The organism is Streptomyces sp. NPDC056452, assembly GCF_042796085.1.
Lineage (GTDB): Bacteria > Actinomycetota > Actinomycetes > Streptomycetales > Streptomycetaceae > Streptomyces.
In genome coordinates this window covers 97,317-123,019 of record NZ_JBHTRI010000012.1, presented here as the reverse complement: position 1 = coordinate 123,019, position 25,703 = coordinate 97,317, and the positions used below count along the sequence as shown (strand labels likewise).

23 protein-coding genes are annotated in these 25,703 nt (G+C 69.5%); 4 read left to right on the top strand and 19 right to left on the bottom strand.

The window, feature by feature from the left end; genetic code table 11:
- Positions 1–64 precede the first annotated feature (64 nt).
- The gene (locus ACFQ6X_RS14640; protein WP_383181172.1) at positions 65–862 is read left to right on the top strand and encodes a DUF5984 family protein; all 798 of its coding nucleotides are present in this window, start codon (positions 65–67) and stop codon (positions 860–862) included.
- Positions 863–1,596: 734 nt separating this feature from the next.
- Here ACFQ6X_RS14640 and ACFQ6X_RS14635 read toward each other — a convergent pair.
- Positions 1,597–2,604: an ArsR/SmtB family transcription factor gene (locus tag ACFQ6X_RS14635; protein WP_383181169.1), complete on the bottom strand. Its 1,008-nt coding sequence runs from the start codon at positions 2,602–2,604 to the stop codon at positions 1,597–1,599.
- A 163-nt stretch (positions 2,605–2,767) separates the two neighbouring features.
- Here ACFQ6X_RS14635 and ACFQ6X_RS14630 point away from each other — a divergent pair, with 163 nt between their 5' ends.
- Positions 2,768–3,187 carry a peptidoglycan-binding protein gene (locus ACFQ6X_RS14630; RefSeq protein WP_383181166.1) on the top strand — a complete coding sequence of 140 codons (420 nt, stop codon included), beginning with the start codon at positions 2,768–2,770 and terminating at the stop codon, positions 3,185–3,187.
- Positions 3,188–3,410: 223 nt separating this feature from the next.
- Here ACFQ6X_RS14630 and ACFQ6X_RS14625 read toward each other — a convergent pair whose 3' ends face one another.
- From ACFQ6X_RS14625 to ACFQ6X_RS14600, 6 genes are all read right to left on the bottom strand, one after another.
- A complete protein-coding gene (locus tag ACFQ6X_RS14625; RefSeq protein ID WP_383181163.1) occupies positions 3,411–3,923 on the bottom strand; it encodes a GNAT family N-acetyltransferase in 513 nt (170 codons plus the stop codon).
- 225 nt (positions 3,924–4,148) lie between these two features.
- Complete coding sequence (locus ACFQ6X_RS14620) at positions 4,149–4,730, bottom strand: hypothetical protein (protein ID WP_383181161.1); 582 nt, start codon at positions 4,728–4,730, stop codon at positions 4,149–4,151.
- On the bottom strand, positions 4,727–6,274 hold the full coding sequence (locus ACFQ6X_RS14615; RefSeq protein WP_383181397.1) for a sensor histidine kinase: 1,548 nt from the start codon (positions 6,272–6,274) through the stop codon (positions 4,727–4,729). The genes ACFQ6X_RS14620 and ACFQ6X_RS14615 overlap by 4 nt, the downstream gene beginning before the upstream one ends.
- A gap of 20 nt (positions 6,275–6,294) precedes the next feature.
- A complete protein-coding gene (locus ACFQ6X_RS14610) occupies positions 6,295–6,978 on the bottom strand; it encodes a response regulator (RefSeq protein WP_383181158.1) in 684 nt (227 codons plus the stop codon).
- 77 nt (positions 6,979–7,055) lie between these two features.
- Positions 7,056–8,717 (bottom strand): murein biosynthesis integral membrane protein MurJ, encoded by a 1,662-nt coding sequence (gene murJ, locus ACFQ6X_RS14605; RefSeq protein ID WP_383181155.1) that lies wholly within the window; start codon positions 8,715–8,717, stop codon positions 7,056–7,058.
- On the bottom strand, positions 8,714–9,886 hold the full coding sequence (locus ACFQ6X_RS14600) for a lipid II:glycine glycyltransferase FemX (protein WP_383181152.1): 1,173 nt from the start codon (positions 9,884–9,886) through the stop codon (positions 8,714–8,716). Before ACFQ6X_RS14600 ends, murJ begins: the two co-directional genes overlap by 4 nt.
- 190 nt (positions 9,887–10,076) lie before the next feature.
- On the opposite strand from ACFQ6X_RS14600, the gene ACFQ6X_RS14595 reads away from it, so the two are divergent.
- Positions 10,077–11,270, top strand: a complete 1,194-nt coding sequence (locus ACFQ6X_RS14595; protein ID WP_383181149.1) for an Ig-like domain-containing protein — start codon at positions 10,077–10,079, stop codon at positions 11,268–11,270.
- Between the two features lie 21 nt (positions 11,271–11,291).
- Here the strand turns inward: ACFQ6X_RS14595 and ACFQ6X_RS14590 are convergent, their stop codons facing one another.
- From ACFQ6X_RS14590 to ACFQ6X_RS14570, 5 genes are read right to left on the bottom strand one after another with little or no spacing between them, the layout of a single operon-like run.
- Positions 11,292–11,603, bottom strand: coding sequence for an L-rhamnose mutarotase (locus ACFQ6X_RS14590; RefSeq protein ID WP_383181146.1), 312 nt, complete (start codon positions 11,601–11,603; stop codon positions 11,292–11,294).
- Positions 11,600–12,640 (bottom strand): aldo/keto reductase, encoded by a 1,041-nt coding sequence (locus tag ACFQ6X_RS14585; protein WP_383181143.1) that lies wholly within the window; start codon positions 12,638–12,640, stop codon positions 11,600–11,602. The genes ACFQ6X_RS14590 and ACFQ6X_RS14585 overlap by 4 nt, the downstream gene beginning before the upstream one ends.
- 14 nt (positions 12,641–12,654) lie before the next feature.
- Positions 12,655–13,410, bottom strand: coding sequence for an SDR family NAD(P)-dependent oxidoreductase (locus ACFQ6X_RS14580; protein WP_383181140.1), 756 nt, complete (start codon positions 13,408–13,410; stop codon positions 12,655–12,657).
- The gene (locus ACFQ6X_RS14575; RefSeq protein ID WP_383181137.1) at positions 13,407–14,792 is read right to left on the bottom strand and encodes an L-fuconate dehydratase; all 1,386 of its coding nucleotides are present in this window, start codon (positions 14,790–14,792) and stop codon (positions 13,407–13,409) included. The genes ACFQ6X_RS14580 and ACFQ6X_RS14575 overlap by 4 nt, the downstream gene beginning before the upstream one ends.
- An 11-nt stretch (positions 14,793–14,803) precedes the next feature.
- On the bottom strand, positions 14,804–15,655 hold the full coding sequence (locus tag ACFQ6X_RS14570; RefSeq protein ID WP_383181134.1) for a fumarylacetoacetate hydrolase family protein: 852 nt from the start codon (positions 15,653–15,655) through the stop codon (positions 14,804–14,806).
- 339 nt (positions 15,656–15,994) lie between these two features.
- On the opposite strand from ACFQ6X_RS14570, the gene ACFQ6X_RS14565 reads away from it, so the two are divergent.
- Positions 15,995–17,266, top strand: coding sequence for an alpha-L-fucosidase (locus ACFQ6X_RS14565; RefSeq protein ID WP_383181131.1), 1,272 nt, complete (start codon positions 15,995–15,997; stop codon positions 17,264–17,266).
- Positions 17,267–17,268: 2 nt separating this feature from the next.
- Here ACFQ6X_RS14565 and ACFQ6X_RS14560 read toward each other — a convergent pair whose 3' ends face one another.
- The 7 genes from ACFQ6X_RS14560 to ACFQ6X_RS14530 form a co-directional block, all read right to left on the bottom strand.
- Entirely contained in the window at positions 17,269–18,066 is a 798-nt protein-coding gene (locus ACFQ6X_RS14560; RefSeq protein WP_383181128.1) for an AraC family transcriptional regulator, read from the bottom strand.
- A 196-nt stretch (positions 18,067–18,262) separates the two neighbouring features.
- Positions 18,263–19,444 carry a hypothetical protein gene (locus tag ACFQ6X_RS14555; RefSeq protein ID WP_383181125.1) on the bottom strand — a complete coding sequence of 394 codons (1,182 nt, stop codon included), beginning with the start codon at positions 19,442–19,444 and terminating at the stop codon, positions 18,263–18,265.
- 94 nt (positions 19,445–19,538) lie between these two features.
- The gene (locus ACFQ6X_RS14550; RefSeq protein ID WP_383181122.1) at positions 19,539–20,417 is read right to left on the bottom strand and encodes a family 16 glycosylhydrolase; all 879 of its coding nucleotides are present in this window, start codon (positions 20,415–20,417) and stop codon (positions 19,539–19,541) included.
- Between the two features lie 216 nt (positions 20,418–20,633).
- Complete coding sequence (locus ACFQ6X_RS14545) at positions 20,634–22,304, bottom strand: sugar ABC transporter substrate-binding protein (RefSeq protein WP_383181119.1); 1,671 nt, start codon at positions 22,302–22,304, stop codon at positions 20,634–20,636.
- 75 nt (positions 22,305–22,379) lie between these two features.
- Positions 22,380–23,294, bottom strand: a complete 915-nt coding sequence (locus tag ACFQ6X_RS14540) for a carbohydrate ABC transporter permease (RefSeq protein ID WP_383181116.1) — start codon at positions 23,292–23,294, stop codon at positions 22,380–22,382.
- The gene (locus ACFQ6X_RS14535) at positions 23,294–24,277 is read right to left on the bottom strand and encodes an ABC transporter permease (protein ID WP_383181113.1); all 984 of its coding nucleotides are present in this window, start codon (positions 24,275–24,277) and stop codon (positions 23,294–23,296) included. The genes ACFQ6X_RS14540 and ACFQ6X_RS14535 overlap by 1 nt, the downstream gene beginning before the upstream one ends.
- A 236-nt stretch (positions 24,278–24,513) precedes the next feature.
- Positions 24,514–25,650: a substrate-binding domain-containing protein gene (locus tag ACFQ6X_RS14530; RefSeq protein WP_383181110.1), complete on the bottom strand. Its 1,137-nt coding sequence runs from the start codon at positions 25,648–25,650 to the stop codon at positions 24,514–24,516.
- Positions 25,651–25,703: the final 53 nt, after the last annotated feature.

Genomic DNA, 25,703 nt, shown 5'->3' with positions numbered 1-25,703 from the left:
CTGCCGGCAGACGGGTTCCGTCTCAGGAATCACAGTCGGGTGATCGAACTGGGACACTTGATCGGTGATCCAAACTGCCCCCGCGATTCGCTTCCGGTTCGGACTGACTCCTTTGGAGATGGTCGGGCCGTGGGGCCGCGAGCATCCCGTGGTGCACTGGTTCGGGCTGACCGACGGCTGGTACTGCATCGACCTCGACGGCCATGAGGTGCTGCGCTACTCCGAGCGCACTGTCCAGGAACTGCGGAAGGACAGTGACGGCGGGCAACAACACCCGTATGTGGATTACTACGTTGCCCGCCTGTGGGAGGACTTGATCGCGCTCGTGTCTGAGGCGATGGAACCGGTGCCACCGGATCTGGTGAACGTCGCGGCTGACACCTCGCCGGACTGGACGTGGCTCGACACGCTGGAGGCCGATGCCGCATTGACCTGGCACAGCGCGGGCTATCTGTACACCGGCTATCTGCGAATCGCCCCGCACGTCCGCTGCTGGCGCACCGTTGTCGATGGGGACGACTGCGTGACCGTCGCCTGGGAGCATCGGGCTGACCCGGAGGGCGTTGTCGACTTCGCCGGCCCGCAGACGGGTCGGGCGACCACGCCGACGAGCGAGTTCCTCGCGGCGGCGGCTGAACTCGACCGGGCGCTGTTGGCCGCGATGGACCAACGCATAAGCGAGCTGGAAGAGTCGGGTCCGGTGCCCGGTGTCGAGTTGGACGTGGAACAGTTGCGCCGCGAGCACCGGGATCGGGCGACGTGGCTGCAGCGTGCACGGGACCACGAGCCGGGTACGGACTGGGACGCTGTCCGGATCGGTGTGCGCACGCTCCTGGCCTCTGGGACGGCAGCGCAGGACTGAGCGGGGTAGAGGCAAGCACTCGATGCCCCCAGGTAGGGCGCCCGTGGCCCTCCAGGAGCGGCCACTGCCTGGGGCGACGCCTTCGAGGGGACGTCGATCGAGATCCGATGTCGCCGTTGAGAAAGCAGCTCTCCTGAGCCAGGCGATTCACTCGAATATCGCCGGCTCGAACGGGGCTTCTCCATGGAAGGCGGCTCATGGGGGAACCAGGCGTGACTGACAAATCCACCGACCGCTTTCGCCATGGCCTTCGAAGGTCGTTGCCTGGGGCTACATGTTGGCCAGGAAGATCGCTGAATGAATACCGGCATTGGACTGGGCGAGCATGCCAGACCACGGGATCACGAAGGGCATTGAGGAGACCTCCGAGAAGTGTTTCCGTAGAGCTCGTTCCGCAATCGCCAATGGGGCCCCATGGGCCGGCCCGACCAGGACGTGCCGGTCGGCACATCCAGGTGGGCGAGGCATGCAATTGAATGCACGTCACACCTATTGAGGCTACGGCTTCAACGTCTGCAATTTCGGTATCGAAAGGCGCTGGAGCGTTTCCGAAGACATGATCAGCCGGCTCGCCGTACGGGTGGAACAGACCGCTCTGACGGGATTTCAGTCGTACTGACCCCGAGGTCACTTCGCGCGTACGAGAGGCCGCAGCCTGTCGGCATCCGCCGGCCGGCACGGACCCGACCGTGCACCGCGCCCGGTCCTGCGGGACAGGCGCCCGGGGTCCTCCCCTACCTCGCCCGGGCCCGTCCGGGCGGATTGGCCTGGACGAGCGCGGCGCCGAGCGGGGTGAGGGTGTGCAGCACCGTGTTGGCCGCCCGCCGACTGCAGATCAGCCCGGCGTCGCGCAGCGCGGAGGTGTGCTGAGTCGCCGCCGAAGCGGAGATTCCCACAGCTCGGGCGAGTTCACCGGTGGTCGCCCCCGCCGCGGCAACACGGAGGATCGCGGCCCGGCTGCGTCCGACGACTCCGGCCAGCGCCGAGACCGTCGTCGGTGCCAGGGGCTGTTCACAGCTCGGAGCCCCCTCCAGGACCGTATAGACGACGACCGGCGGCAACGCGGGATCGGCGATGGGGACGGGCGAGCCCCAACAGAAGTACGACGGCACGAGCAGCAGCCCACGGCCTGCCAGATGCAGATCCCGGTCACCACCGTACGCATCCACGTGCAGCACCGGCGGCTCCCAGCGCATGGCCGGGCGCAGGCTCTGGAGCAGTCCGTCGATACCACCGGTGAGCAGGGCACGGACCCGCAGGCACCGGTCGGCTTCCACGCTTGCCTGGATGCGCTCGGAATGGGGCGCGATGACGGCGTCGTAGTAGGCCTGCAGCACCTGCACCAGCTCTGTACGGGTGTCCCTCTCCGTGAGGCGTGGCGTCCACGCGGGAGCCCCGCTCCCCTGACCCAGTGCTTGCACTTCATGGAGGACTTGGGAGGCCGGCGTCGACATGATCGCGTCCGCGCCGGCATCCCACCCACCGCACCCCGCAACCGGAGTGAGGAAATCCGGGAAATACGCCGCCCGGGGAAAGAGCGGCAGCAGAATGTCGCGCAGCGCCTTTTCCATCCGCTGCTCGCGGAGGCGGCTCCGGGCGATGCGGTGCCATTCGGCATAGGCCCAGCGGCCACGGCGGGTCTGGAAGCGATGCAGGCTCGAGGCAATCTCCCAGAAGGGTTCCGCCGCGGCTGCGACACGCGTACGCGCAAGATCGACGTCGGTGAAATGGATGCGGAGCATACGGATCCCCCCGTTTGACGTGCATCTTTCACGTATGGCTACACATAATCGCTGCCGCCGATCGCAGCTGACAAGCTCATGGCGCACCGCAAGTGCAATCCAACTGCCGCAGTGTCAGCGGCCCATGACTGCAGTCCCCTCAAATCCCAACAAGGAGTTCCCTGTGCGCAAGTCTGTGAATGCACTGCTCGCGACCCTCATAGCCCTGGGCGGGAGCGGCCTGGTCACGCTCACCGCGGCCACCCCGGCTGCCGCGGCCAACCCGACGTGCAACTGGAGCGCCAAGTACTCCGGGGCCTGGGTGCCCGTCTATCGCAGCTCCAGCGGCAGCCTCAACGTCAGCTGCGCACTGACTCAGGGCAACTACAACAACGTCGCCGTGGGCACACTGCAGGAGACCCTCAACCTGTGTTACGGCGAGCACCTGGTGGTGGACCAGGACTTCGGGGGCGCGACCGACGCCGCGTTGCGCCGAGCACAGGCCAAGGCCGGCACCACCGCGGACGGCGACTACGGTCCGGCGACTCGGCAGGCCATCAAGCACAAGCCGACGAGCGGCACTACGTGCGTTCGCGTCCCCTAGGCAGCAGCCGGTACTCCAGCGAGCGCCCATCGCACCGGGGGCGAGCCCTTCGTCGCCGGTGCGGGCTCGGGCATCGCAGCTGCACCCATGGGCCCGGACCTGCCGACCGACAGATGGTCATGGCCGGTCCCACGCAGCCGAAGCGGCCGGAGCACGGTGGAACACCCCGCCGTCGGTCCGGTCGCTTCGGCGTGGTCCGCCGCCCTGGGCCGAAACGACGTGGTCAGGGGGCGGGAGTGCCGGTGAGTCTTCTTTCCCAGAACACTTCGTCGCGCCATGCGCCCTCTGCGTAGAAGTGGTCGTGGGCGATGCCCCAGGAACGGAATCCGTGCTTGCGCAGGATGGCCTGGGACGCGAGGTTCTCCAGTTGGGTGTGTGCCTCCAGCCGGTGCAGGTTCAGCTCGTCCTCGGCGATCCGCAGCGCGAGGCCGACGGCACGGCTCGTGTGGCCGAGGCCCTGGTGAAGAGTGGAGACCCAGTAGCCGAGGAACCCCTTCTGGAACGGGCCGCGCAGGATCGAGCTGATGCTGACCTGCCCGATGACGGTCTCTTCGGAGACCACGACGCCGGGCCACGCGAGTCCGTCGCCGTGGGCCGCCAGGAGGGATTCGATGGCCTCGGCCTGCCCGTCGGGGGTGTAGAACTCTGCGGGCCTCGCGGGCAGCCAGCGCGCATACGCCTGCCTGTCCCGGGTGTGCAGGTCGGCGAGTGCGGGGCCGTCGGAGGGCTCGATCAAGCGAATCAGTGTGGAGCTCATGGGTGTTCCACTGTCTTGTCGGCTGCGGTGGTCGACCGGTTGCGCGGGAGCCTTACGGATGCCGCGCTCCATGATCGGCTCAAGAATACGCCGCCGTCAGCCGGTTTCTTCGGCGACGCCCGCCGGTAGACGTGCTGGTGCGCCCGGCGTGCCCGGCGTGCCCGGCGTGCCCGGTGCGCCCTGCCACCCCCGCTCCCGGAGGCTTCAGCGCGAGGTCGTCCCTGAGGTGGTCGGTGCGAGTGCGGACTGGGGGTCGCACCGCATGGGAGTACGTGTGCCGTCCGTGCCCCGCAGCGTCACCGTCACCGTGCCATCGGTGCTTTCCGCGAACGCCACCGTGCAGACGAGCTGCCGCTCGGCGGGCCGGGTGAGCCCGTCGAGCGGGGCCTTCAGGATGACGTCCACCCCGTCCTGGGTCACCTCCGTCATCGCCGGGGTGCCTGGAGCGGGCAGCGATGCCTCGTTGACCATCCCCGCGAGCTTCTCCGCCTCGTTCGGGCCGCTCAGCAGTGCGGCAATGGTCTTCTCCGTGGGGGGCCGGGCGGCCTCCCCATTGCTGTCCTGGCCCATTTCGTCCCCGGTGAATTCGCTCTCGCCGACTGTCCGGGGAACGGGCATCAGCACAGAGCCGTGGGAGAAGAACAGAAGCATCCGGACCTGACGTGCGGGGAGCACATCGATGGTCGCGGCGTCGCCGGCGGCGATGACGTCCGTCTCCTGGATGCCGCAGGCTGCGAGCGGGAGCCAGGCCGCGAGCAATGCCGCCGTGCGCAGGCGCGCCCTCATCCCACTGGCCTCTCCGTGCCGTCGGTCGACGGATCCGCCGCCCTTGCCCGTTGTCCTGCCCCGTCGCTGCGGGTTCCGTCCATGCCGTTGCCTCGTTCGTGACCGGTGGACCCGCCGAGGGGGATCTCGACCGTGAAGACGGCGCCGCCGTCCGGTCCGTTCCCGGCGCGGACTGTGCCACCGTGCAGCCGGACGTTCTCCTGGGTGATCGCCAGGCCGAGACCGCTGCCGGCCGAACGGGTACGGGCCGCGTCGGCCTTGTAGAACCGGTCGAAGATGTGGGGCAGCACCTCCGGCCTGATGCCGGACCCGCTGTCGGCGACCTCGAGGACGAGCGTGCCCGCCCCGTCGGCGGCCGTCCGTGTGCTCAGGCGGACCGTTACCGGCTCCGACCCGTGCCGCAGCGCGTTGCCGACGAGGTTGGCGACGACGACGTCGAACCGGCGCGGGTCGAGACGGGCTCGGATCCCGTCCGGCAGTTCGGTGCGTACGCGGTCGTCCCAGCGCCGGTGCAGGAGCGTCCTGCCGATGGTCTCCGCGGCGTCGACCTCGTCGGTGTTCAGCTCGGCCGCGCGTGCGTCGAAGCGGGAGATCTCCATCAGGTCCTCCACGAGGACCGCCAGCTTTCCGGTCTCCGCGCTGATCAGCCGGACGGCCTGGGCCGTGTCCGGGTCGAGGCCGTCCGCGTCCTCGTCGAGCACCTCGGTGACGGCGAGCATCCCGGCGAGCGGGGTACGCAGTTCGTGCGAGACGTCGGAGGCGAACCGGCGGGCGCGGGCCTCCGCCTGTTGCAGTTCGTCGACGGACTTCTCGAGCTGCCCCGCCGACTCGTTGAACGTACGGGCCAAATCGGCCAGTTCGTCGCTGCCCGATACCTTGATCCGCGCGTCGAGCCGGCCGCTGCCCATGGAGCGGGCCGCCCTGCGCAGCTCGCGGACCGGGCGCAGCACACTGCGCGCGGCGATCAGCGCGGGGATCAGGGCGATGGCGAGGCCGGGCAGGGCGCCGTCACGCGCGGCGGTGACCAAGGCGTCGACATTGTCCTGCTCCTCGCTCATCTGCATGACGGCGAACATGACCAGCCCGGTCGGCACGGTGCCGCCCCCGCCGGTCCTCGTCAGGACCGGCACTCCGATCGTGAGGTAGGGGACACCGTCCTTCACGACCCTCTCGAAGCTGCCGTGCGAGGTCGTCAGGGTGGTGCGGCGCAGCTCGGGCGTGATGACGGAGGAGGTGGGTCTGGTGCTCGACGAGACACGCAGCGAGCCGTACTCGGCGAAGACGATCCACGGGTGCGGCTTCGCCTTGCTCGCGAGGACGAACAGCAGCTCGCGCAGTACCACCGGATCGACGGGAAGTGAGGGTGCGAGCGTCTCCACCTGTTCGCGGAAGGACACGACCGCGGTGTCCTGGGCGCTGACGAGGACGGCGCTGCGCGCCTCGCGGTAGGTGAGTGCCGCGGTCGTCCCCGCGCTGACGGCGGCCACGAGCAGGAACGCGAGGACGAGGCGTGTGCGCAGCCCGAACGTGGCGATCCGGCGCATGCGACGCGTGCGGCCGGTGTTCACAGGGGTCCGAAGCGGTAGCCGAAGCCCCGCAGGGTCTGTATGTAGCGCGGGCTGCCGGGGGTGTCCTCGATCTTGTTGCGCAGCCTGCGGACGCAGGCGTCGACGAGGCGGGCGTCGCCGTGGTAGCTGTGCTCCCAGACGTGTTCGAGGAGTTGCTGCCGGCTGAACACCTGCTCCGGCGCGGCCGTCAGATGGAGAAGCAGCTTCATCTCGGAGGGCGCCAGGGCGATGCGTTCGCCGGACTTGGCGACGGTGAGGCCGGCGCGGTCGACGGCGAGGTCTCCGTGGAACTCGACGGCGGGACGGCCGATGTCCGGGGCCTCCATCCTGCGCAGCACTGCGCGGATGCGGGCCTCGATCACTTCGGTGCGGGCCGGTTTGACGATGTAGTCGTCGGCGCCGGCCTCGAGGCCGATGACGACGTCGAAGTCGTCGCCGCGGGCGGTGAGCATGATGATGGGCAGCTGGCTGTCCTCCCGCACGAGGCGGCAGACCTGCACACCGTTCATTCCGGGCAGCATCAGGTCCAGCAGGAGCAGGTCGGGCCGGAACTCGCGGAGTGCGGCCAGTCCGGCCTCCCCGGTGGCGGCCGTGCGGACCTCGTGGCCGCGGCGGCGCAGTCCCAGCTCGACTCCTTCGCGTACGGAGGGGTCGTCTTCGATCAGGAGCACGCGGGGCATGTGCGGGGCGTCCCTGGGGGTCGTGGTGAATGGGTCAGGAGGGTTCACGCTCTCGGAGCGCTTCACGGTTCCGGGTCTCATTGCCGTCGGCGGAGCCGGGCGACCGCGCCGGTGACGAGGGAGTCGACCTCGGCGAGGCGTAGGGGGCGGGCGAGAAGGACGAACACCGCTGCGACGGTGAGCGCGCCGGCTCCGGCGGCGACGGCGGGTCCGGCGGGGGCCGTCAGCCGGGCGGCGCCGAGGCCGAGGAGGGTGGCGGGCACGGCGGCGGCGAGCATCCCGGCCTGGGCGACGACGGTGGCGGAGCGCCACAGCCGTGGCCGGAGCAGGGCGGTGCCGGGTACCTTGCCGGGTGTCAGGCGGCGGTGCAGCACCAGTGCGGTCAGGGCCCAGCCGGCGAACAGCGCAAGCGAGTAGCCGCCTGCCATGCCGGTGACCGCCCAGCGCGCCGGCAGGAGTTGGTACGCCGCCCACGACAGCCCCGCGTTGATGCCCGCGATCATCAGGTTCAGCAGGAACGGGGTACGCGTGTCGGACAGGGCGTAGAACGAGCGGGAGAGCACGTACTGGCCGGAGAAGGCGACCAGTCCGGGGGCGAAGGCCATCAGGATCCCGGCGAGCACGGCGATGTCCTCCGGTCCTGTTCTGCCGTGCTGGAAGACCAGCGCCGTCGCGGGGTGTGCCAGGGCGAGCAACGCGCACGCGGCGGGCACTATCAGGGCTCCGCTCGTGCGCAGCGCGTATCCGGCGTCCCGCCGGACCGCCGCCGTGTCGCCGTCGGCCGCCGACCGGCTCATCCGCGGCATCAGCGCCGTCACCAGGGAGACCGTGACGATGCCGTGCGGCACCATCCACAGCGTGTACGCGTTGTTGTACGCGCTGAACCCCGCGCCCTCGATGTGCTCGGAGGCCGCGCGGGCACCGGCGGACGTGGCGAGCCGGGTGGTGACCCAGTACGCGGCCTGGTTGCTGAGCACCAGCAGCACGAGCCAGCCCGCGGACCGCAGTGGCCGGGTCAGGCCGCTGCCCCGCCAGTCGAACCGGGGCCGGAACCGGAACCCGGTGGCCCGCAGCGACGGCAGCAGGGCGAGTGCCTGGACGACGATGCCGGCCGTGGTGCCCCACCCGAGGAGGGAACGCTCCCCCGGGGTCAGCTCCCCGCCCGCACCGGTCGCCAGGTACAGGCCGAACACGGCGATGACCACGACGTTGTTGAGGACCGGCGTCCACATCATGGCGCCGAAACGGCCGCGCGCGTTGAGTACCTGCCCGAGCAGGGTGAACAGGCCGAGGAAGAAGATCTGCGGCAGGCAGTACCGGGCCAGCGCGACCGTCATCGTGTGCTGGTCCGGCGGGTAGTCCGAGTAGAACCCGACGATCGCCGGCGCCGCCCACACAGCCGCACCTGTGAGGAGGAGCAGGGCCAGTACGCACAGGGTGAGCAGCCGGTCGGTGTAGGCCGCGCCCCCGTCCGCGTGCTCCTTCGCCGCCCTGACCAGCTCCGGCAGGAAGACGGCGTTGAGGGCGCCCCCGAGCAGCAGGATGTAGACGATGGTGGGGACCGAGTTGCCCACCGCGTACCCGTCGGCGACGATCCCGAGGCCGAGTGCCGCGGCGACGACCGCGGACCGCAGGAATCCGGTGGCGCGTGAGACGACCGACCCGGCCGCCATGATCGCGCCGCTGCGCAGCGCGGACGGCTGCTTCGCCGTCGGCTCGGCTGTGGCTGTGGTACTCATCGTCGCGCCAGATAGGTCTGGAACGCGCGGTACAGCGCGTGATTGGCCGTGCCGTCCAACGGTCTCTCCCACTCCCCCAGGGTTTCGACGACCTCGCCCCCGGTGCCGAGCTTCCAGCGCAGCAGCCCGTACGGACGGTCGTCGGGGTCGAGGGTGGAGGGTACCCCGCGCATGTCGTAGACGTCGGCGCCGAGTGCCTGGGCGTCCAGCAGCATGCGCCACTGCAGGAGGTTGGAGGGCCGGACCTCACGGCGGTGGTCGGCGGAGGCGCCGGTCTGGTACCAGATCCGGCGGCCGAAGCGGATCATGGTGTGGGCAGCGAGTACCTCACCCTCGTGACGGGCGAGGTAGAGCTGCATGCGGCCCGGTTCCTCCGCGTTGAGGGCCGCGTACTGACGCTCGTAGTACTCCAGGGAGCGGCCGAGGCGGAAGCCGTCGCGTTCCTCGGTGATGCGCAGCAGCCGGTAGAACTCGGGCAGGTCCGCCGCGCTGCCGACGACCACCTCGACGCCCGACTTCTGCGCCCGGCGGACGTTGCGCCTCCACTCCTGGTTGAGCCCAGCCCACAGGTCGTCCGCCGTGCGCCCGGTGAGCGGTATCCGGAAGACGTGGCGCGGCTGCGCGTCCTCGTCGTCCTCGCCGCCGCACCGCTTCCAGCCCCGGGCCCGGAGCCGTTCCGCGACGGCTGTGCCCAGCGGATCCACCTCGCTCGCGAGGACGTCGGAGAGCCTGCGGCCGGGCCCGGTACCCGATTTGAGCCGTGCTCCGTCCCAGCGGCGGTACGCCGGCGAGGGGCCGATCCGTACGGCGAACACTCCGGACGCGCGCAGGTGTCTCAGCAGAGGGTCGAGCCAGCCGTCGATGCCCGGGTCGGCCCAGTCGGCGACCGGTCCTTCGGGCAGGTAGGCGAAGTACTTCCGGGTTCCGGGGAGTTGACGCAACAGGACGAGCGCGACGCCGGTCAGCCGGCCGGCCGCCGGGTCCGGCCCCCAGCCGACCAGCTGGGAACGCCAGCCGTCCTTGACCTGGGCCCACGAGGGGCACTGCAGGAACCCCGCGCCCAGGTCGGAGCCCGCGCCGGAGCGCAGGAACGAGCGGTACTTCTCGGCGGTGATGAGCCCCAGCGGGGTTTCCGGGCCGCGGGCAGCCGTCACGAGCAGTGCTGACACGGTGTGAGCCTCTCTGTGGGAATGCACAGGATGCTCACAGCCGTCCGTGACCGCTCCGCGCGGCGAATGTGACCGGACGATGACCGTTGTCCTGCAGTCGCCGTCACATGGCCGCAGCACCGCTCACCTGGGGTTTCCTGGTTCTACTGTCTCGGTATCCACATCCGAACCACCATGAACGGAGACTCCGTTGAGCCGTATATCTGTGCGCACCGCGGCGGTCGCGGTACTGCTGGCCCCGCTCGCTGCCTGCTCCTCCGGAACGGGCTCCGGCTCCGCTGCGGAGGACGCCAAGGGCGGCGGCACGAGCGCCGCGGAGGACCGCCCCGCGACGGTGACCGTGACGCCGAAGGGCAACGGCGTACAGGCCGGCGGCACGGTCAGGGTGACCGCGGCGGGTGGCACGCTCATCTCGGTCGGCGTCACGGACGACGAGGGGCGCGCGCTCGCCGGCAAGGTCGCCGCCGACGGGGCGACGTGGGTCTCGCTGCGCAAGGCGGCCCCCGGCACCTCCTACACGGTCACCGCCACGACGACCACGAAGGCCGGGACGAAGAGCACCGTCACATCCGTGTTCGCCACGGCCGAGGCCGACAAGGTCAACAAGGTCGACTGGCGGCCGGGCACGAAGTCGGTCGTCGGCATCGCCCAGCCGATCTCGCTTGTGTTCGACAACCCGGTCACCGACAAGGCGGCCGTCGAGCGGCAGTTGAAGCTGACCACGTCGAATCCCACCGAGGGCTCCTGGTCCTGGCTGGAGGACTGGTCCGGCCGTGACCGGATCGACTGGCGGCCCAAGGAGTACTGGCAGCCCGGCACGAAGGTCACGCTGAGCGCCGAGCTGAACGGCACGGACTCCGGTGACGGCGGCTGGTTCGTCCGCGACTACTCGACCGGCTTCACCGTCGGCGCGGGCCAGATAGTCAAGGTCGACCTCGACCGCAAGCAGCTCACCCTGGAACGGAACGGGCAGGCGGTGCGCAGCATCCCCGTCTCCGGAGGTACCCCCGGCGGCGACAGACGCTCCTGGCGCGGGACTGCCGTCCTGATGGCCAAGGAGGGCACGATCAACATGAACTCCGAGACCGTCGGCCTCGGCGACGCCTACGACAAGATGGTCGACCGCTCCATGCGGCTGACCTGGTCCGGCATGTACGCGCACGCGGCGCCGTGGAACGACAGGTGGTTCGGCAACGCGAACAAGAGCTCCGGCTGTATCGGCATGAGCGACACGAACGCCGCCTGGCTCTACGCCCAGGTCCGGCCCGGCGACCCGTTCGAGATCACCGGCAAGGACACCAAGGGCGTCGTCGCCCCGGGTAACGGCTTCGGCGACTGGAACGTGCCGTGGGCCGAGTGGCAGGCGAAGAGCGCGCTGCGCTGACACCGGTGATCTCCCTGGCGCTCACAGGTCCCATACGACGGGCAGCCCGGCCTCCGCTCCTTGGGCCGAGTAGTCGTGCACGACGTCGAGGAGTCCGGCCATCCGCGCCTGCCAGGCGATGTTGACCGGCAGCTTCTCCAGCGAGGCCAGCAGAGCGGCGTAGTCCTCGCACTCCAGGAGGTGGAAGAGGTCGGTGCCGCTGCGCCAGATCGTCCAGGAGGTGGCACCGCCGGAGCGGATCGCCGCCGTCAGTTCCTCGGGGACTTCGCGGTGCGCCGCGTCGTACTCCTCGATCCGGTCGGCGCGGACCTTGGTGTGCAGCGCGATCCTCATGACGGCTCCTCGGTCGTACGGGCGTCGGCGTCCGCGTCTGCCCGGTTCTCGCACTCCGCCACGGGTGCCGGGACGTGCTCCGGCAGCAGGCCGTCGGCCCGCAGTTCGGCCCAGAGCGCGTCGGGGACGGTCCGGGCCAGCATGTCGGCGGCGTCGTGGACCTCGTGCGCCGAGCGGGTACCGACGAGGATGCCGGCCACCGCCGGATGCCCGAAAGGGAAGCGCAGGGCGGCGGCGCGCAGGGGAACGCCGTGCCGGTCCGCGACGGCCTTCATGCGCAGCGCGCGGTCCAGGACCTCCGGAGATGCGGCCGCGTAGTCGAAGGTGGCACCCGGTCTCGGGTCTGCGAGCAGCCCCGAGTTGAAGACTCCGCCGACGACGACACTCTTGTTACGCGCGTGGGCCTCCGGGAGGAGCTCGTCGAGGCCGCCCTGGTCCAGGAGGGTGTAGCGGCCGGCACACAGCACCACGTCGACGTCGGTGTCGCGGACGAATCGGGTCAGCATCTCCGCCTGGTTCATGCCCGCACCGATCGCGCCGACCACTCCTTCGGTGCGCAGCCGCTCCAGCGCCGGATAGGCCTCCTTGAAGGCCTGCTCCTCGTGGTCGTCCGGATCATGGAGGTACACGACGTCGATCCGGTCGAGGCCGAGCCGCTCCAGGCTCGCCTCGATGCTGCGTCGTACGCCGTCGGCGCTGAAGTCCCAGACACGTCGATGGGTGGCGGGCACGGCGAAACCGTTGGCGAGGTCGTCGCCCGCCGCCGCCGTCCGCTCCAGGCGGCGGCCCACCTTGGTCGAGACGACGTACTCGTCGCGTGGCCTGATGCTCAGTGCCGCGCCGAGCCGGTGTTCGGACAGGCCGAGGCCGTAGTGCGGGGCGGTGTCGAAGTAGCGGATGCCGGTGTCCCAGGCGGCGTCGACGGCAGCCGTCGCCCGGACGTCGTCCACCGCTGTGAAGAGGTTGCCGATCGCCGCTGCCCCGAAGGCCAGTTCGGTGACGGCGATATCGCTCGTGCCGAGCGTGCTGCCTCGCATGTGCGGGCCGCCTCTCAGTTCTGGACCGGTCGAAGGCGCAGGCCCTGCATGCCCCCGTCGACGGCGAGCGAGGTTCCGGTGACGGATCCGGCGGCCGGGCTCGCCAGGTACACGATCGCGGCAGCCACTTCATCGGCCGTCACCAGGCGGCCCATGGGCTGGCGGGCGTCGAGCGCCGCCCGCTCGGCCACCGGGTCGTCGGCGGCGTCCAGGAGCCGGCCGACCCAGGGGGTGTCGGCGGTGCCCGGATTCACGCAGTTGACCCGTATCCCTTCGCGCACGTGATCGGCGGCCATGGCGAGGGTCAGGGAGAGGACCGCACCCTTGCTCGCGCTGTACAGGGCGCGCTGCGGCAGTCCGGCGGTGGCGGCGATCGAGCAGGTGTTGACGATCGCGGCCTCCGACGAGGCCCGCAGATACGGCAGGGCCGCGCGGGTGGTGCGGACGATCCCGAGCACGTTGACGTCCAGTACGCGGTGCCACTGCGCGTCGTCGTTGTCCTCGACGGTGCCGGCGGCGCCGATGCCGGCGTTGTTGACCAGGATGTCGATCCCGCCGAGATCCTCGGCGGCGGCCGCGACGGCGGTGCGTACCGCGGTGTCGTCGCCGACGTCCGCAAGGTAGCCGCGCAACGGCTTGTCGAGGGCGTCGGGGGCGAGGTCGAGCACGGCCACGCGGGCCCCGCGCTCGGCGAGCAGCCTGGCGGTTGCCAGACCGATGCCCGACGCTCCTCCGGTGACGACGGCCTTGAGCCCGATCAGCTCACTCATGCCAGGACCTCCTTCTGCACTGTATTGGGTACGGCGTTGTGTGCGGCCTGCCCGGCACCGGCTGCCGCTCGGTCGGCGGCCCAGAAGCGGCCGTCCGGGTAGCTGAACTCAGCGATCGAGTCGGTGTGCATCTCGGCCGAGAAGCCCGGGACGTCGGGAGCCCGGTAGTGCCCTTCGCGTATCTGCACGGGGGCGAGGAAGTGCTCGTGCAGATGGTCGACGAACTCGATGACCCGGTTCTCGGTCGAGCCGGACAGGGCCACGTAGTCGAACATCGACAGGTGCTGGACGAGTTCGCACAGGCCCACGCCGCCCGCGTGCGGGCAGACCGGCACGCCGAACTTCGCGGCGAGCAGCAGGATCGCAAGGTTCTCGTTGACACCGCCGACGCGTGCGGCGTCGATCTGCAGGACGTCGATGGCGCCGGCCTGGAGGAGCTGCTTGAAGATGATGCGGTTCTGGACGTGCTCGCCGGTGGCGACCTTGACGGGTGCCACGGCCTTGCGTATCGACGCATGGCCGAGCACGTCGTCGGGGCTGGTGGGTTCCTCGATCCAGTACGGGTCGAACTCGGTGAGCGCCCTGGTCCACTCGATCGCCTCGCCGACGTTCCAGCGCTGGTTGGCGTCGATGGCGATGCGGATGTCGGGACCGACGGCGGCGCGGGCCGCGCGGCAGCGGCGGACGTCGTCCGCCAGATCCGCGCCGACCTTCAGTTTGATCTGGGTGAAGCCGTCGGCGACGGCCTGCTGCGCGAGCCGCGTGAGCTTCTCGTCGGAGTAGCCGAGCCAGCCCGGCGAGGTGGTGTAGCCGGGGTATCCGCGTTCGAGCAGATCGCTCTCGCGGCCGGCGGCTCCCTCGCGGCCGCGGCGCAGCAGCGTCAGCGCGTCCTCGGGGGTCAGCGCGTCGACGATGTAGCGGAAGTCGACCTGGGAGACGAGCCATTCGGGCTCGGCGTCCGCCAGGAACCTCCACAGCGGCTTGCTCGCACGCTTGGCCGCCAGGTCCCAGACCGCGTTGACGACGGCGCCTATGGCCATGTGCATCACACCCTTCTCGGGGCCGAGCCAGCGCAGCTGGCTGTCCCCGATCAGGTCGCGGTTCAGGGATCCCGGATCGGCGCACAGTGCGTCGGCCGACCGGCCGACGATGTGCGGGCGCAGCGCGTCGATCGCGGCTACCTGGACATCGTTGCCGCGCCCGATGGTGAAGGTGAAAGCGTGGCCCTCCTGGCCGTCGCCCGCATCGGTGCGGAGCACCACATAGGCGGCGGAGTAGTCGGGGTCCGGGTTCATGGCGTCCGAGCCGTCCAGTTCCCGGGAGGTGGGGAAGCGGATGTCGTACGTGTCGACTGCGGTGATTCTTGGGGCAGTTGAGGTCACGTTCGGGCCTCTCAGGCTTGTGCGAAGGTCTGGCGCTGGCTGCCGAGGCCGTCGATGTCGAGCTCGACGGTGTCGCCGGGGCGCAGGTACGGGTTGCCGGGCAGCCCGAGGGCGACGCCCGCGGGGGTTCCGGTGTTGATGACGTCTCCCGGCTCGAGCACCATGTAGTTGCTCAGGTACGCGACGAGGTAGGCGACCTGGAAGATCATGTCGCGGGTGCTGCCGCGCTGGCGCTTCACCCCGTTGACGGTCAGCCTCAGGGCCAGATTCTGCGGGTCGTCGATCTCGTCGGCGGTGACGAGCCAGGGGCCGAGCGGGTTGAAGGTCTCGCAGGACTTCCCGAGGTCCCACTGCGGGGAGTAGTCGAGCTGGAACTCGCGCTCGGAGACGTCGTGGCTGACGGCGTACCCGGCGATGTGACCGAGTGCCTGCTGCGGGCTCTCCAGGTAGCGGGCCCGCGTGCCGATGACGACGCCGAGCTCGACCTCCCAGTCGGTCCTCGACGAGCCGCGCGGTATGAGCACCTCGTCGTACGGACCGATGACGGTGCCGGGGTCCTTCATGAAGACGACGGGCCGTCCGGGAATCTGCGCACCTGTTTCGGCTGCGTGATCGCGGTAGTTGAGGCCGACGCAGACGACCTTGCCCGGACGGGCGACAGGCGCTCCGATGCGTACGCCCTCGGCGTCCAGTGCGGGCAGCCCGCCGGACGCGAGTGCCGCGCGGGCACGGCCGATGCCGTTCGAGGCGAAGAAGGCACCGTCGATGTCCGGGGTGACGGAGGACAGGTCGAGCACCCGGCCGTCGTCGGTGCGGACGGCCGGGCGCTCTTCACCGGGAGCACCGAGACGCAGCAGTTTCACGTGTTTGTCCTTGCGATCTGGGCAGGTTGCGGGTCCACAGCGAACGAGAAGAATATTCATCGGATCTTTCTTCCCAGTCAAGCCCCAAAACGGGCCGGCCGACCGCCGGGATCCCGAGAATGACCCGATCACAGCCTCGGATCCGCCCCTCAGAACCCCACTAACCCACGCACTCCGCCCGCCGTTTGAGCGGAAGCGCCGGTGCTCGACAGCCATCGGACGTCTCTCCGTTTCCCTCCACGGCCACTGCCTGGGCAACGGTCCCGTAGGGTGAAAACCAACCACCAGTGGTGACTACACCCCACGCGCGGAACCCGGCTCCCTGCCTAGCGTGAGCACATGCCGATGCAGCCCTGGTTCTCCGATGCCAAGTTGGGCATCTTCATCCACTACGGGATCTACGCCGTCGACGGCGTTCCCGAGTCCTGGTCCTTCTACTCGGGCAAGATCCCCCACGAGCGGTACATGAAGCAGCTCGACGGCTTCACCGCCTCGAACTACGACCCGAAGGCATGGGCCGAGGTGTTCGCGAAGGCCGGAGCGAAGTACGCGGTGCTCACCGCCCGGCACCACGACGGGGTGGCTCTGTGGGACACCGGGCAGGGCGATCTGAACGTCGTGGAACACACCCCGGCCGGCCGTGACCTGATCTCCGGTTACGCGGAGGCCCTGCGGGAGCAGGGCCTCAAGGTGGGCCTGTACTACTCCCACTCGGACTGGAACCACCCCGACTACGCGAGCGTGGTGCACCCCGACCCGCCCAACGACGACGTGCGCACCAACCGCTATGTGACGCCGAAGGACGGTGTCGAGGACCCCGAGGCCTGGGCACGCTACCTCTCGTACCGCAACGCCCAGGTCGGCGAGCTCGTCGAGCGCTTCCGCCCCGACCTGCTGTGGTTCGACGGCGAGTGGGAGCGCAGCGAGGACCAGTGGAGGATGCGGGAGCTCTCCGAGGAGATCCTCGCGGGCAACCCCGACACCGTCCTCAACGCGCGCATGCTGTGCTACGGCGACTACGCCACACCCGAGCAGGGTGTTCCGCTCCGGGCCCCCGACGGGCCGTGGGAGCTGTGCCTGACGGTCAACGACTCCTGGGGCTACCAGCACCAGGACGACAACCAGAAGTCGGTCGGCCAGCTGGTGCGCTACTTCGCGGAGACCATCGGCATGGGCGGCAATCTGCTGCTCGACGTGGGCCCGCAGGAGGACGGCACCATCCCGGCCGCCCAGGTCGAGCGTCTCGAGGGCCTCGGTGGCTGGATCGACAAGCACCGCAGTGCCGTGTACGCAACGGTGGCCGGCCTGCCCGCCGGTCACCACTACGGTCCGAGCACCCTGTCCGCCGACCGCCGCACCCTGTATCTGGTCTGCTTCGACGCCCCGCGCGAAACCGTCGGACTGCGCGGTCTGCGGACGCCGGTCAAGCGCGTGAGCGTGGTCGGTACGGGAACGGAGCTGCCCCACCAGGTCATCGGCGGTCTCGGCGAAGTGCCCGGCGTCACCTGGATCGACGCCCCGGTGAGCGCCGATGTCGACGCGTACGCGACCGTTCTCGCCGTGGAACTCGACGGTGAACTGGACCTCTACCGGGGCGCGGGCCGCGACTGAGGTCAGCCGCTGCCGGCGCGGATCGCGCGCGGGGACGCGCCCAGTTCGCGCCGGCATGCCTTGTTGAAGGCCTGCAGATCGCCGATACCGACCAGGACCGCCACGGCGGGGATCGACAGCGTCGACTCCCGGAGCAGATGCCGGGCCCGTTCCATCCTGCGCCTGCGGATGTACGCCACCACCGTGCCGCCGGTTTCGGCCCGGAACAGCCGGATGAGGTGGTTGTGCGAGATCCCGGCAGCCGCGGCCACCTCGGGCACGGTCAGGGGTCCCGCCAGATGGGACTCGATGTGGGCAACGGCCGCGGCCGCCGCGGTGTGCCCCCGCTCCTCCACTCCGCCCGCGGGCGCCGCCAGACCGGCGACCCGCCACAGCGCGGCCCACACCTCGGCCGCCGCCCGGGCGGGGTTGCGCGGAGCCACCGCGACGGCCTGTTGCAGCAGGTCGGTGAGGATGAGCGTCTCGGCGCCGGCGTCCTGCATCACCGGAACGGTCAACGGGTTGCCGGACTGCGGGAGTTCGAAGTGCACGTAGAGGTGCTCGGACCGCCCGCCGTAGCGGAACTCCACGACTGCCCCGGGCGGCACCAGGCTCACCCTGCCGGGCCGGATGGCATGAGCCACACCGTCGACGGTCAGTTCGGCGGCGTACCGGTACAGGTGCAGCTGCCACAGGTCCGGAAGCCGGAAGACGTCCCGCAGGCCGGTGGTCCCGTGCACCCCGACGCCCAGGTTCGCCACCCGGGGCGGCAGGTCCAGGCAGAACTGGACGTGGGAGCCGTTCGGCTCGGTCGTACTCACCATGAAAATCTACCAGTGACGACGGGGCGACACGGTGAGCGCCGACGACTCGGCCGCATCGGTCCGTCCTGTCATCGCCCGGCCGTCCCGGGCCGGGCGACGATCCACGGGCTCCGCCCTCGCAAGGGGAGGGCCCGTGGATCAGTGCTCGTACGTCGCCGCTGGTGGTGCCGGAACGTGCGGGTCATGCCTCATTTCACTTGACGATCACCGCCCAGCGCGTGTCGCTGAGGCCTGTGCGGATGTGGAGCAGTGCGGTGCCTGCCGTCTGCGTCGCGGCGATCGTCATCGGGAGGGTGGTGTTCCAGGTGGCGCCCGGCGCCAGGGACGGCACGTTCCAGTACTGCCAGCTGCCGGAGAAGCCCGTGGTCCCGGTGAAGCTCTGCATCTGGGTGGCGGCCGTGGTGGTGGTCGACGTGTTGGTGATCGTGACCGGGATGCTGGTGGTGGTGCCGCGATTCACGATGCAGTTGCCGCTCGGCATCGTCGCCGAAGCCCTCAACGGGCCGCTGCTGCTGGTCCCGGTGATGACGCCCATCTCGTACGAGTGCTGCGATATCCAGGCGCAGGCGTTGGCGTCCCGGATGCTCGGCTCCCAGACGACGACGCCGTCCGTCTTGGCCTTCACCGCGGCGAACATGTGCGCCCAGGTGGTGCCCGGCACGAAGGTCTCGGAGGGGAAGGCGGTCGGGCTGACGTACGGGTAGATGGGGTGGCTCGGCGCCATGGCACGGTCACGGGCGACGGAGGCGTCCAGGTTGCTGTCCCAACTGGCCAGCGACTGGCCGTCGTTGAAATAGGCGCGTGGTGCGAAGCAGTTGAGCAGATTGTCCGTGTGCAGCTGCTTGATCAGGGCCTGGTTCTGGGTCAGCCAGTCGTAGCCGTAGTGGCAGATCGGCGCCTGAGGTGCGGCGTTACGGGTCCAGGTGAGGAGCTGTCGCCACAGGTTGTAGGCGTTGGTGGCCGTCTGACCGGTCGCGACCTGGGTGAGTTCGATCGCCTCGAAGTCGAGTACGACGGGCGCCGTCGCCAGGCCGCCGAACTGGTTGGCACCCATGTACTCCTTGACCTTGGCCTCGTACGTGGCCTGGCTCGGCAGCGCACCGCCGTTGGAGTAGCACCCGCCGGTGTCGCAGGTGTAGGCGAACACGTCGTACACGACCGTGGAGCGGGTGGAACCGTACTGCACCAGGTCGGGCCGGCCCGCGCCGCGCTCGTTGACGTAGACCGGGTAACTCGCGGCGTCGGCCGCCGGTGCGTCGGCCACGGCGGGGCTGCTGATCACCGGCACAGCGGCCATCAGTGCCGCCGCGAGGACCGCCAGTCTGCGCAGCAGTCCTCGGGGGCGGGGGGAAAGGGAGAGTGTGCGGCTCTGCATCGTGTCTCCTGGGGTCGGAAAGGGCACCGGCCCGCCGCCGTCCGGCGGGCCGGTGGGTTCATGCGGGCCGGGGCCCGGGCCTGTGCGACAGGGGCTACTGCCAGACGCGGATGTAGTCGACGTACATGTTCGAGCGGTGGTCGAGGGGGGCGTCGTAGATCGAGCCGGCGGCCCATTCGGCGGACTCGCTGGAGATCACCGGGAACATGGGGACCTGGCTGATCAGCTTCGGATCGGTGATGTCCCGTACGACCGCGCCGTCGTACCGGTGGACGATCCGGTCCGGCCGCCATTCGACCGCATACGTGTGGTAGCCGGTATGCAGGCCGGGGGCGTTCGCCGCCACTCCGGACGACTTGTGGTCGGCGCCGTAGCCGTCGTAGTGGATCGTGTTGGCGTAGGTGTCGTCGGCGTGGAAGCTCTCGACCACGTCGTACTCGCCGCCGTCGCGGGCCGTGCCGTCCACCCCGTTGATGCCACCGGGTGGCATCAGCCACAGGGCGCCGAACAGGTCGTTGTTGGGCGGCAGTTGGGCGCGCCATTCGACGGTTCCGTAGGTGAACTCGAACTTCCCCCGGCCCTCGATCTGGCCCGTGGCGTACTCGGTGGAGCTCAACTTCGACAGTGAGATCCACAGGTTGCCGACGTTGACGGAGTCAGGGTTGGGGTTGACCTTGACGTTCGACGGCTTCCACCAGCTGTCGAAGTACTGGCCGTCGCGGCGCATCGAGTCGACTGTGGACCACTTGGACGTGTCGAGCGAGGTGCCCAGGAACTCGTCGCTGAACACGAGCGTGCCGTGAGAGCTCCCGCCGTTGGGGCGGACGCCGGCGGGGGTGTTGGGGTCGACCACAGCTGCCGCGGCGGCCTGGGCCGGTCCGGGGGCCAGGGTCGCGGCGCAGAGAAGTGCGGCTACTGCGGCGGTGAGGCCTGCGCGGCGGGCATGGGGGGTGTGCTGCTGGCGCTTGGCCATTCTTCCGACTCCTTTGTCGTGGAATGCCTGCGTCGTCGTTGTCGGGGTTGTCGGCAACGAGTGGCGGCTCGTGCACGTGCCTTGACGTGGGGATCATGGCTGGTGCATGTCATAGCGGCGGCGTCCCGCCGCCCGGACATGCAGGGGTCCGTGGTGCGTGTCGGGCCGGGGCCCTCCCCCATGAGGCCGGAGGGAGGGTTCTGCCGGACGTTTCGGTCAGGCCTGGGCCGCTGCGTGCGCCTTGGCGTATTCGTCCGCGGCCTGGTCGCCGCCCTTGGCCTTCCAGTCCTTGATCGTCGCGTCCCAGCTGGAGAGGGGCTTGCGGCCCATGATGATCGCCTTCATGGCGTCCTCCCTGAGCAGCTGCAGCTCGTTCAGCTTGGCGTTCATGGTCTTGGAGAGCAGACCCACCGACGGGTCCGCGATGCCGACTTCGGCGATCTCGGTCTGGAAGGCGTGACGCCGCTCGACGAGGTCGGCCGCCGCCGGGACGGAGGCCGGCAGGAAGAGCACCTGCTGCGAGCAGGCCATGAAGGCGATGCCGAGGGTGTCCTTGTTGTCGCCGTTGAGCGCCATCTCGTTCAGCGCCGGGCTGCCGTCGGCGGAACGTTCGAAGTGGGTGCCCTCGACGCCGTAGGTGAGGAGCTCGTACTCCTTGGTGCCGAACGGGGCGGCCATGTAGTCGAGCACGCGCAGGAGGAGCTTGACGCGGTCCTTGGAGGCCTTCTTCAGGACGGTCGTGTAGTCGGCGCCCGGAGAGAACCAGTGTCCGGGCCGGGCTCCGTTGGACGGCTTGAACGGACGGACGGTCTCGAGCGTGAAACCGTCCTTGATGGCGACGGCGTTGCCGGTGAAGTCGACGTTGGCCCTGGACACGGTGGCCGTGATGCCGGTCTGGAAGTCGATGCCGAGCGAGGCGTCGTGCGACAGCGGGTCCGCGCGGTAGACGCCGGCCTGCTTCCACTTCGCGAGCTGCTCGAGACCCGCCCTGAACTCATCGGTCTCGATGGAGGAGTTGAACTGTCCGTCCTTCACCGACCAGGCGTTGGGCGAACCGAAGGCGGGCATGATCGAGTTGAAGCCGAACGCGCCGAGACCGGCCACGCCCATGCCCCACTGCTTGCGGCCGGAGAGCTGCTGGAGGCCCTTGGTGAAGTCGTCGACCGCGATCCCGCCGATCTCCGGCACCCAGATTCCGGCCTGCTTCAATCGCTCCATGTTCGCGGAGAGCGAGTGGCCGATACGTGCCCGCTCGACCGGTATCCGGTAGATCCTTCCGCCGATGCGACCGGCGGCCTTCCAGGCGTAGGTGGGGACGGCGGCCAGGTTGGGGTACGCCTTCACCGCGTCGCCGGAGAGGAACTCGGTGAGGTCCTGGCACTTGGCGGCGATCAGCTCGGTCGGGTTGGGCAGATTGGCCGACACGCACATGATGTCCGGCAGTTCTCCCCCGGCTACCAGCGTCGCGAACTTCTGCTGGCTCTCCATCGCGGGGATCACGACGAGGTCCAGGTCGACGCCGAGCTCCTTGTTCAGGGCCTGCCAGAGCTTGTGCTTCGCCTTCGCGGTGGGCGGAGCACCCCAGGTGATCGTCCACACCTTCACCTTGGATCCGTCGCCGGGCTTCTCCGCGACCGACTGCTTCAGCTCCTCCGGGTACGAGAAGAAGGCCGGCTGCACGCCCTTGTCACTCGGGGCGAGGTCGGGCTTCGGCGCGTCCGGCTGGGGTGTGTACGTCGGCCACGGCGCGAGCTTCTTGCCGTCGTTGGTGAGGGCGTTGCCGCCGTCGGACGTGGAGCAGGCGGAGAGCGGGACGCCCGTGGCGGCCAGCGCGGTGCCGATGCCGATCGTGCGCAGGACGGATCTGCGGGAGATGCCGGAGGACATGGGGAACCGATCCTTCATGAGGGGCCCCTGAACCGGGGCGGGTGAATCAGTGCGGAGGGTGGTGCGGAGGTGCGCTCAGCTCTTGACGGCGCCGGTCAGGACGCCCTTGGTGAAGTAGCGCTGGATGAAGGGGTAGACACACAGGATCGGCACGGTGGCCAGCACCACGACCGCCATGTTCACGGTCTGCGGGGCGAACTGGATCTGCTCGCTGACACCGCCCTGGACCGAGATCAGGGAGTTCTGGCTCTGCACCACATAGGTGCGCATCCAGGTCTGCAGCGGCCACATCGTCGCCTGGTCGGTGTAGAGGATCGCGCGGAAGAAGTCGTTCCAGTAGCCCACGGCGTAGAACAGGCCGACCACCGCGATCACCGCCTTCGACAGCGGAAGCACGATCGTGACCAGGGTGCGCAGCTCACCCGCGCCGTCGATCTTCGCCGACTCGAAGAGCTCGGCCGGGATGCCCTGGAAGAAGCCGCGCATCACGACCAGGTTGAACGCGTTGATCAGTACGGGCAGGAACAGCGCCCAGTAGGTGTTGCGCATACCCATGCCGTTGACCACGAGGAAGCTGGGGATCATGCCGGCCGGGAAGAGGAAGGTGAACAGGACGAGCAGCATGACCGGCTTGCCGCCCACGACTCCCGGCCGGGCCAGGGCGTAGGCCAGCATGATCGTGCAGACCAGGCTGAACGTCGTACCGACGACCGTGACGCCCCCGGAGACCAGCATCGCCCGGGTGATCTGCCCACCCGAGAAGATCAAGTCGTAGGCGTTGGTGGTCCACCGGTCGGGCCACAGCGCATAGCCGCCATTGGCGATCACCTGCTTGTCGGGGGCGAAACTGGTCGCCAGCACCACCCAGAACGGGACGATCACCACCAGTACCGTGAAGACCAGGGTCAGGCCCTTGACTCCCTGGGTGACCGGCCTGGGCTTCTCCATCCAGGCGGGTCGCTCGGCGCGTTGCATCACATCGGCGCTCATCAGCGGTACACCCCCTGCTCGCCCATCCGGTGAGCGATCTTGTTCGCGGTGAAGACGAGGCAGGCGCCGATGACGCCCTTGAACAGCGCGGCCGCCGCGGCCACGCCCCAGTTCTGGTCACGGATGCCGTGGTAGAAGACATAGGTGTCGATGACCTCGGCCACGTCGGGGCCGAACGCGTCGCGCTGGAGCAGGATCTGCTCGAAGCCGACCGACAGGATGTCGCCGAGTCGCAGGATCAGCAGCAGGAAGATCACCGCCCGCAGCGAAGGCAGCGTGATGTGCCAGAAGCGCCGCCAGGGACCGGCCCCGTCGAGCGCCGAGGCCTCGTAGAGCCCCTCGTCGATCTGGGCGAGCGCGGCGAGGAAGATGATGGTGCCCCAGCCGCATTCCTTCCAGATCAGCTCCATGACCATGAGCGGCTTGAACAGATCAGGGTTGCCGATGACATCGACCAGGTGGCCGTCGGAGCCGCCGAGCGTGCCGTTGATGACCCCGTCCGCGCCGATCACCTGCTGGAACAGGGCGACCACGATCACCCATGAGATGAAGTGGGGCAGATACACCACGCTCTGCACGAACCTGCGCACCCGCCCCTGCATCAGGCTGTGCAGGAGCAGTGCGAGCGCCAGCGGGACCGGGAAGTAGAACACCAACTGCACGAGGGACAGAACCACGGTATTCAGGGCCGCGTCCCAGAACGCCGCCTCACCGAACAGGGTCCGGAAGTTCGCCAATCCCACCCATGGACTGTCCACCACACCCAGGAACGGCATGTAGTCCTTGAACGCGATGACGTTCCCGAACAACGCGCCGTACTGGAAGATCAGGAAGAAGACCACCCCCGGCGCCATGAGCAACAGCAGCGCCCGGTCCCGGTGCAGCCGGTGGCGCAGCGCACTCTTCGGCCGCTCCGCCTTCCCGGGTGGCTTCGAGACGACCGCTATCGGTTGCGCCTCCGGCCCCTTCGTCGTCACCGACATGGAGATCCCCTTCTCGCTGCGCGCCCGACCGTGACCGCGCCCGGCCGGTGCGCGCCGATCGACGCGGCAGGCGCGGATCGGTCACGGGGTGGCCAGGTGGTCGGGCCATGAACTCGACCTCAGAGATCCGATGTCTCGGCGCTCCGGGCGACGCTCCGAATAGTGGCGAGCGTTCCGATCGCAGTCAAGGGGGTGGGATCGATGTTTCGATCCTTCGATCATAACGATCGAATGAACTAGCCCGTGAACCCTGCGCCACAGGATCGCCGCACGCGCAGCTCGGGCAGCAGTGCGAGGTGCCTTCGGGCGGTGGTCGGGCCGGGGCCGCCGGCTGCCTCCCGGATCCGCTGGAGGAGCAGATGCACGGCCGCCCGGCCGACTTCGTACTTCGGGGGCGCCACGGCTGTCAGCGGGAGATCCGAGAGGGCCGCCACCTCGTCGTCGTAGGCGACGACCGCCACGTCGCCGGGGACCTTGAGCTGAGGTTCCATGGCCCGCAGCTGCTGCACCAGGAGGATCGCGTCGGTGTCGCTGAGCACCAGCGCCGCGGTCACCCTCCCCTCGCTGACCGCCTCGGCCAGCTGCGCGGCGGCTGCCTCGACACGGCTCATGTCCAGGGCACCCAGGTAGAGGTCGATGGGATCGATCGGCGGCCCGGCCATTCCGATGGTCCGCAGTGCGGTCTCATATCCGTCCCGCACCTGCACACCCGTTGCGCTCGCGCCCGCGACGAGTGCGATGTTCCGGTGCCCGAGTGAAGCCAGGTGCCGGACCGCGAGGCCTGCGCCGGCGTAGTGGTCCGAGCAGACGTGGTCGAACTCGGCGGCCCGTGTTCCCGGCACCGGCCGGCGTTCGAGCAGCACGGTCGGTACGCCGAAGTCGAGGTCGGGCGCGTCCTGCTCGGTGCCGTCCGACATCCAGCCGGGAGTAAGCAGCAGCCCGGCCACTCCGGATTCGAGCAGTCGGCGCGCCTGCACCTCGTCCTGGCCGGGGACATACCCCGAGAAGCCGAGCACGAGACGGCCTCCGGCCTCCTGCACGGCCTCCCTGACACCTCGCACGATCTCGCCGAAGTAGTGCTGGGACTGGGGGACGACCAGCCCGATGGCGGGTCCCTCGCCTGCGGTGACGGGTGCGGGAGCGGCGATCGGGCTCTGCAGCGGCCCCCGCCCGGCCGGCGCGGGGGCACCCGGCCACGAGACCGCGCCGCGCACACGGTCCAGCCGCCCGGCCGACGACAGCGCCTCGACGTCGCGGCGCACGGTCACGGTGGACATGCCCAAGTGATCGGCGAGATCGGTGACGCGCAGGGTCCCGTGTTCACGCACGAGTTCAAGAATCCGCTCGTGGCGTTCGCCGACCGTGTATCGCACACCTGCTCCTGGGCTCGTAGCTGCTTCGTTGCCTGAGCAGCCTACTCCGGCGA

What these genes read in the sequence shown, in the direction of transcription:
- ACFQ6X_RS14635 (WP_383181169.1), bottom strand. Translation starts at nt 2,604, where the DNA reads ATGCTCCGCATCCATTTCACCGACGTCGATCTTGCGCGTACGCGTGTC.
- ACFQ6X_RS14620 (WP_383181161.1), bottom strand. Translation starts at nt 4,730, where the DNA reads ATGAGGGCGCGCCTGCGCACGGCGGCATTGCTCGCGGCCTGGCTCCCG.
- ACFQ6X_RS14615 (WP_383181397.1), bottom strand. Translation starts at nt 6,274, where the DNA reads ATGCGCCGGATCGCCACGTTCGGGCTGCGCACACGCCTCGTCCTCGCG.
- ACFQ6X_RS14610 (WP_383181158.1), bottom strand. Translation starts at nt 6,978, where the DNA reads ATGCCCCGCGTGCTCCTGATCGAAGACGACCCCTCCGTACGCGAAGGA.
- murJ (WP_383181155.1), bottom strand. Translation starts at nt 8,717, where the DNA reads ATGAGTACCACAGCCACAGCCGAGCCGACGGCGAAGCAGCCGTCCGCG.
- ACFQ6X_RS14590 (WP_383181146.1), bottom strand. Translation starts at nt 11,603, where the DNA reads ATGAGGATCGCGCTGCACACCAAGGTCCGCGCCGACCGGATCGAGGAG.
- ACFQ6X_RS14585 (WP_383181143.1), bottom strand. Translation starts at nt 12,640, where the DNA reads ATGCGAGGCAGCACGCTCGGCACGAGCGATATCGCCGTCACCGAACTG.
- ACFQ6X_RS14580 (WP_383181140.1), bottom strand. Translation starts at nt 13,410, where the DNA reads ATGAGTGAGCTGATCGGGCTCAAGGCCGTCGTCACCGGAGGAGCGTCG.
- ACFQ6X_RS14565 (WP_383181131.1), top strand. Translation starts at nt 15,995, where the DNA reads ATGCCGATGCAGCCCTGGTTCTCCGATGCCAAGTTGGGCATCTTCATC.
- ACFQ6X_RS14555 (WP_383181125.1), bottom strand. Translation starts at nt 19,444, where the DNA reads ATGCAGAGCCGCACACTCTCCCTTTCCCCCCGCCCCCGAGGACTGCTG.
- ACFQ6X_RS14550 (WP_383181122.1), bottom strand. Translation starts at nt 20,417, where the DNA reads ATGGCCAAGCGCCAGCAGCACACCCCCCATGCCCGCCGCGCAGGCCTC.
- ACFQ6X_RS14545 (WP_383181119.1), bottom strand. Translation starts at nt 22,304, where the DNA reads ATGTCCTCCGGCATCTCCCGCAGATCCGTCCTGCGCACGATCGGCATC.
- ACFQ6X_RS14540 (WP_383181116.1), bottom strand. Translation starts at nt 23,294, where the DNA reads ATGAGCGCCGATGTGATGCAACGCGCCGAGCGACCCGCCTGGATGGAG.
- ACFQ6X_RS14535 (WP_383181113.1), bottom strand. Translation starts at nt 24,277, where the DNA reads ATGTCGGTGACGACGAAGGGGCCGGAGGCGCAACCGATAGCGGTCGTC.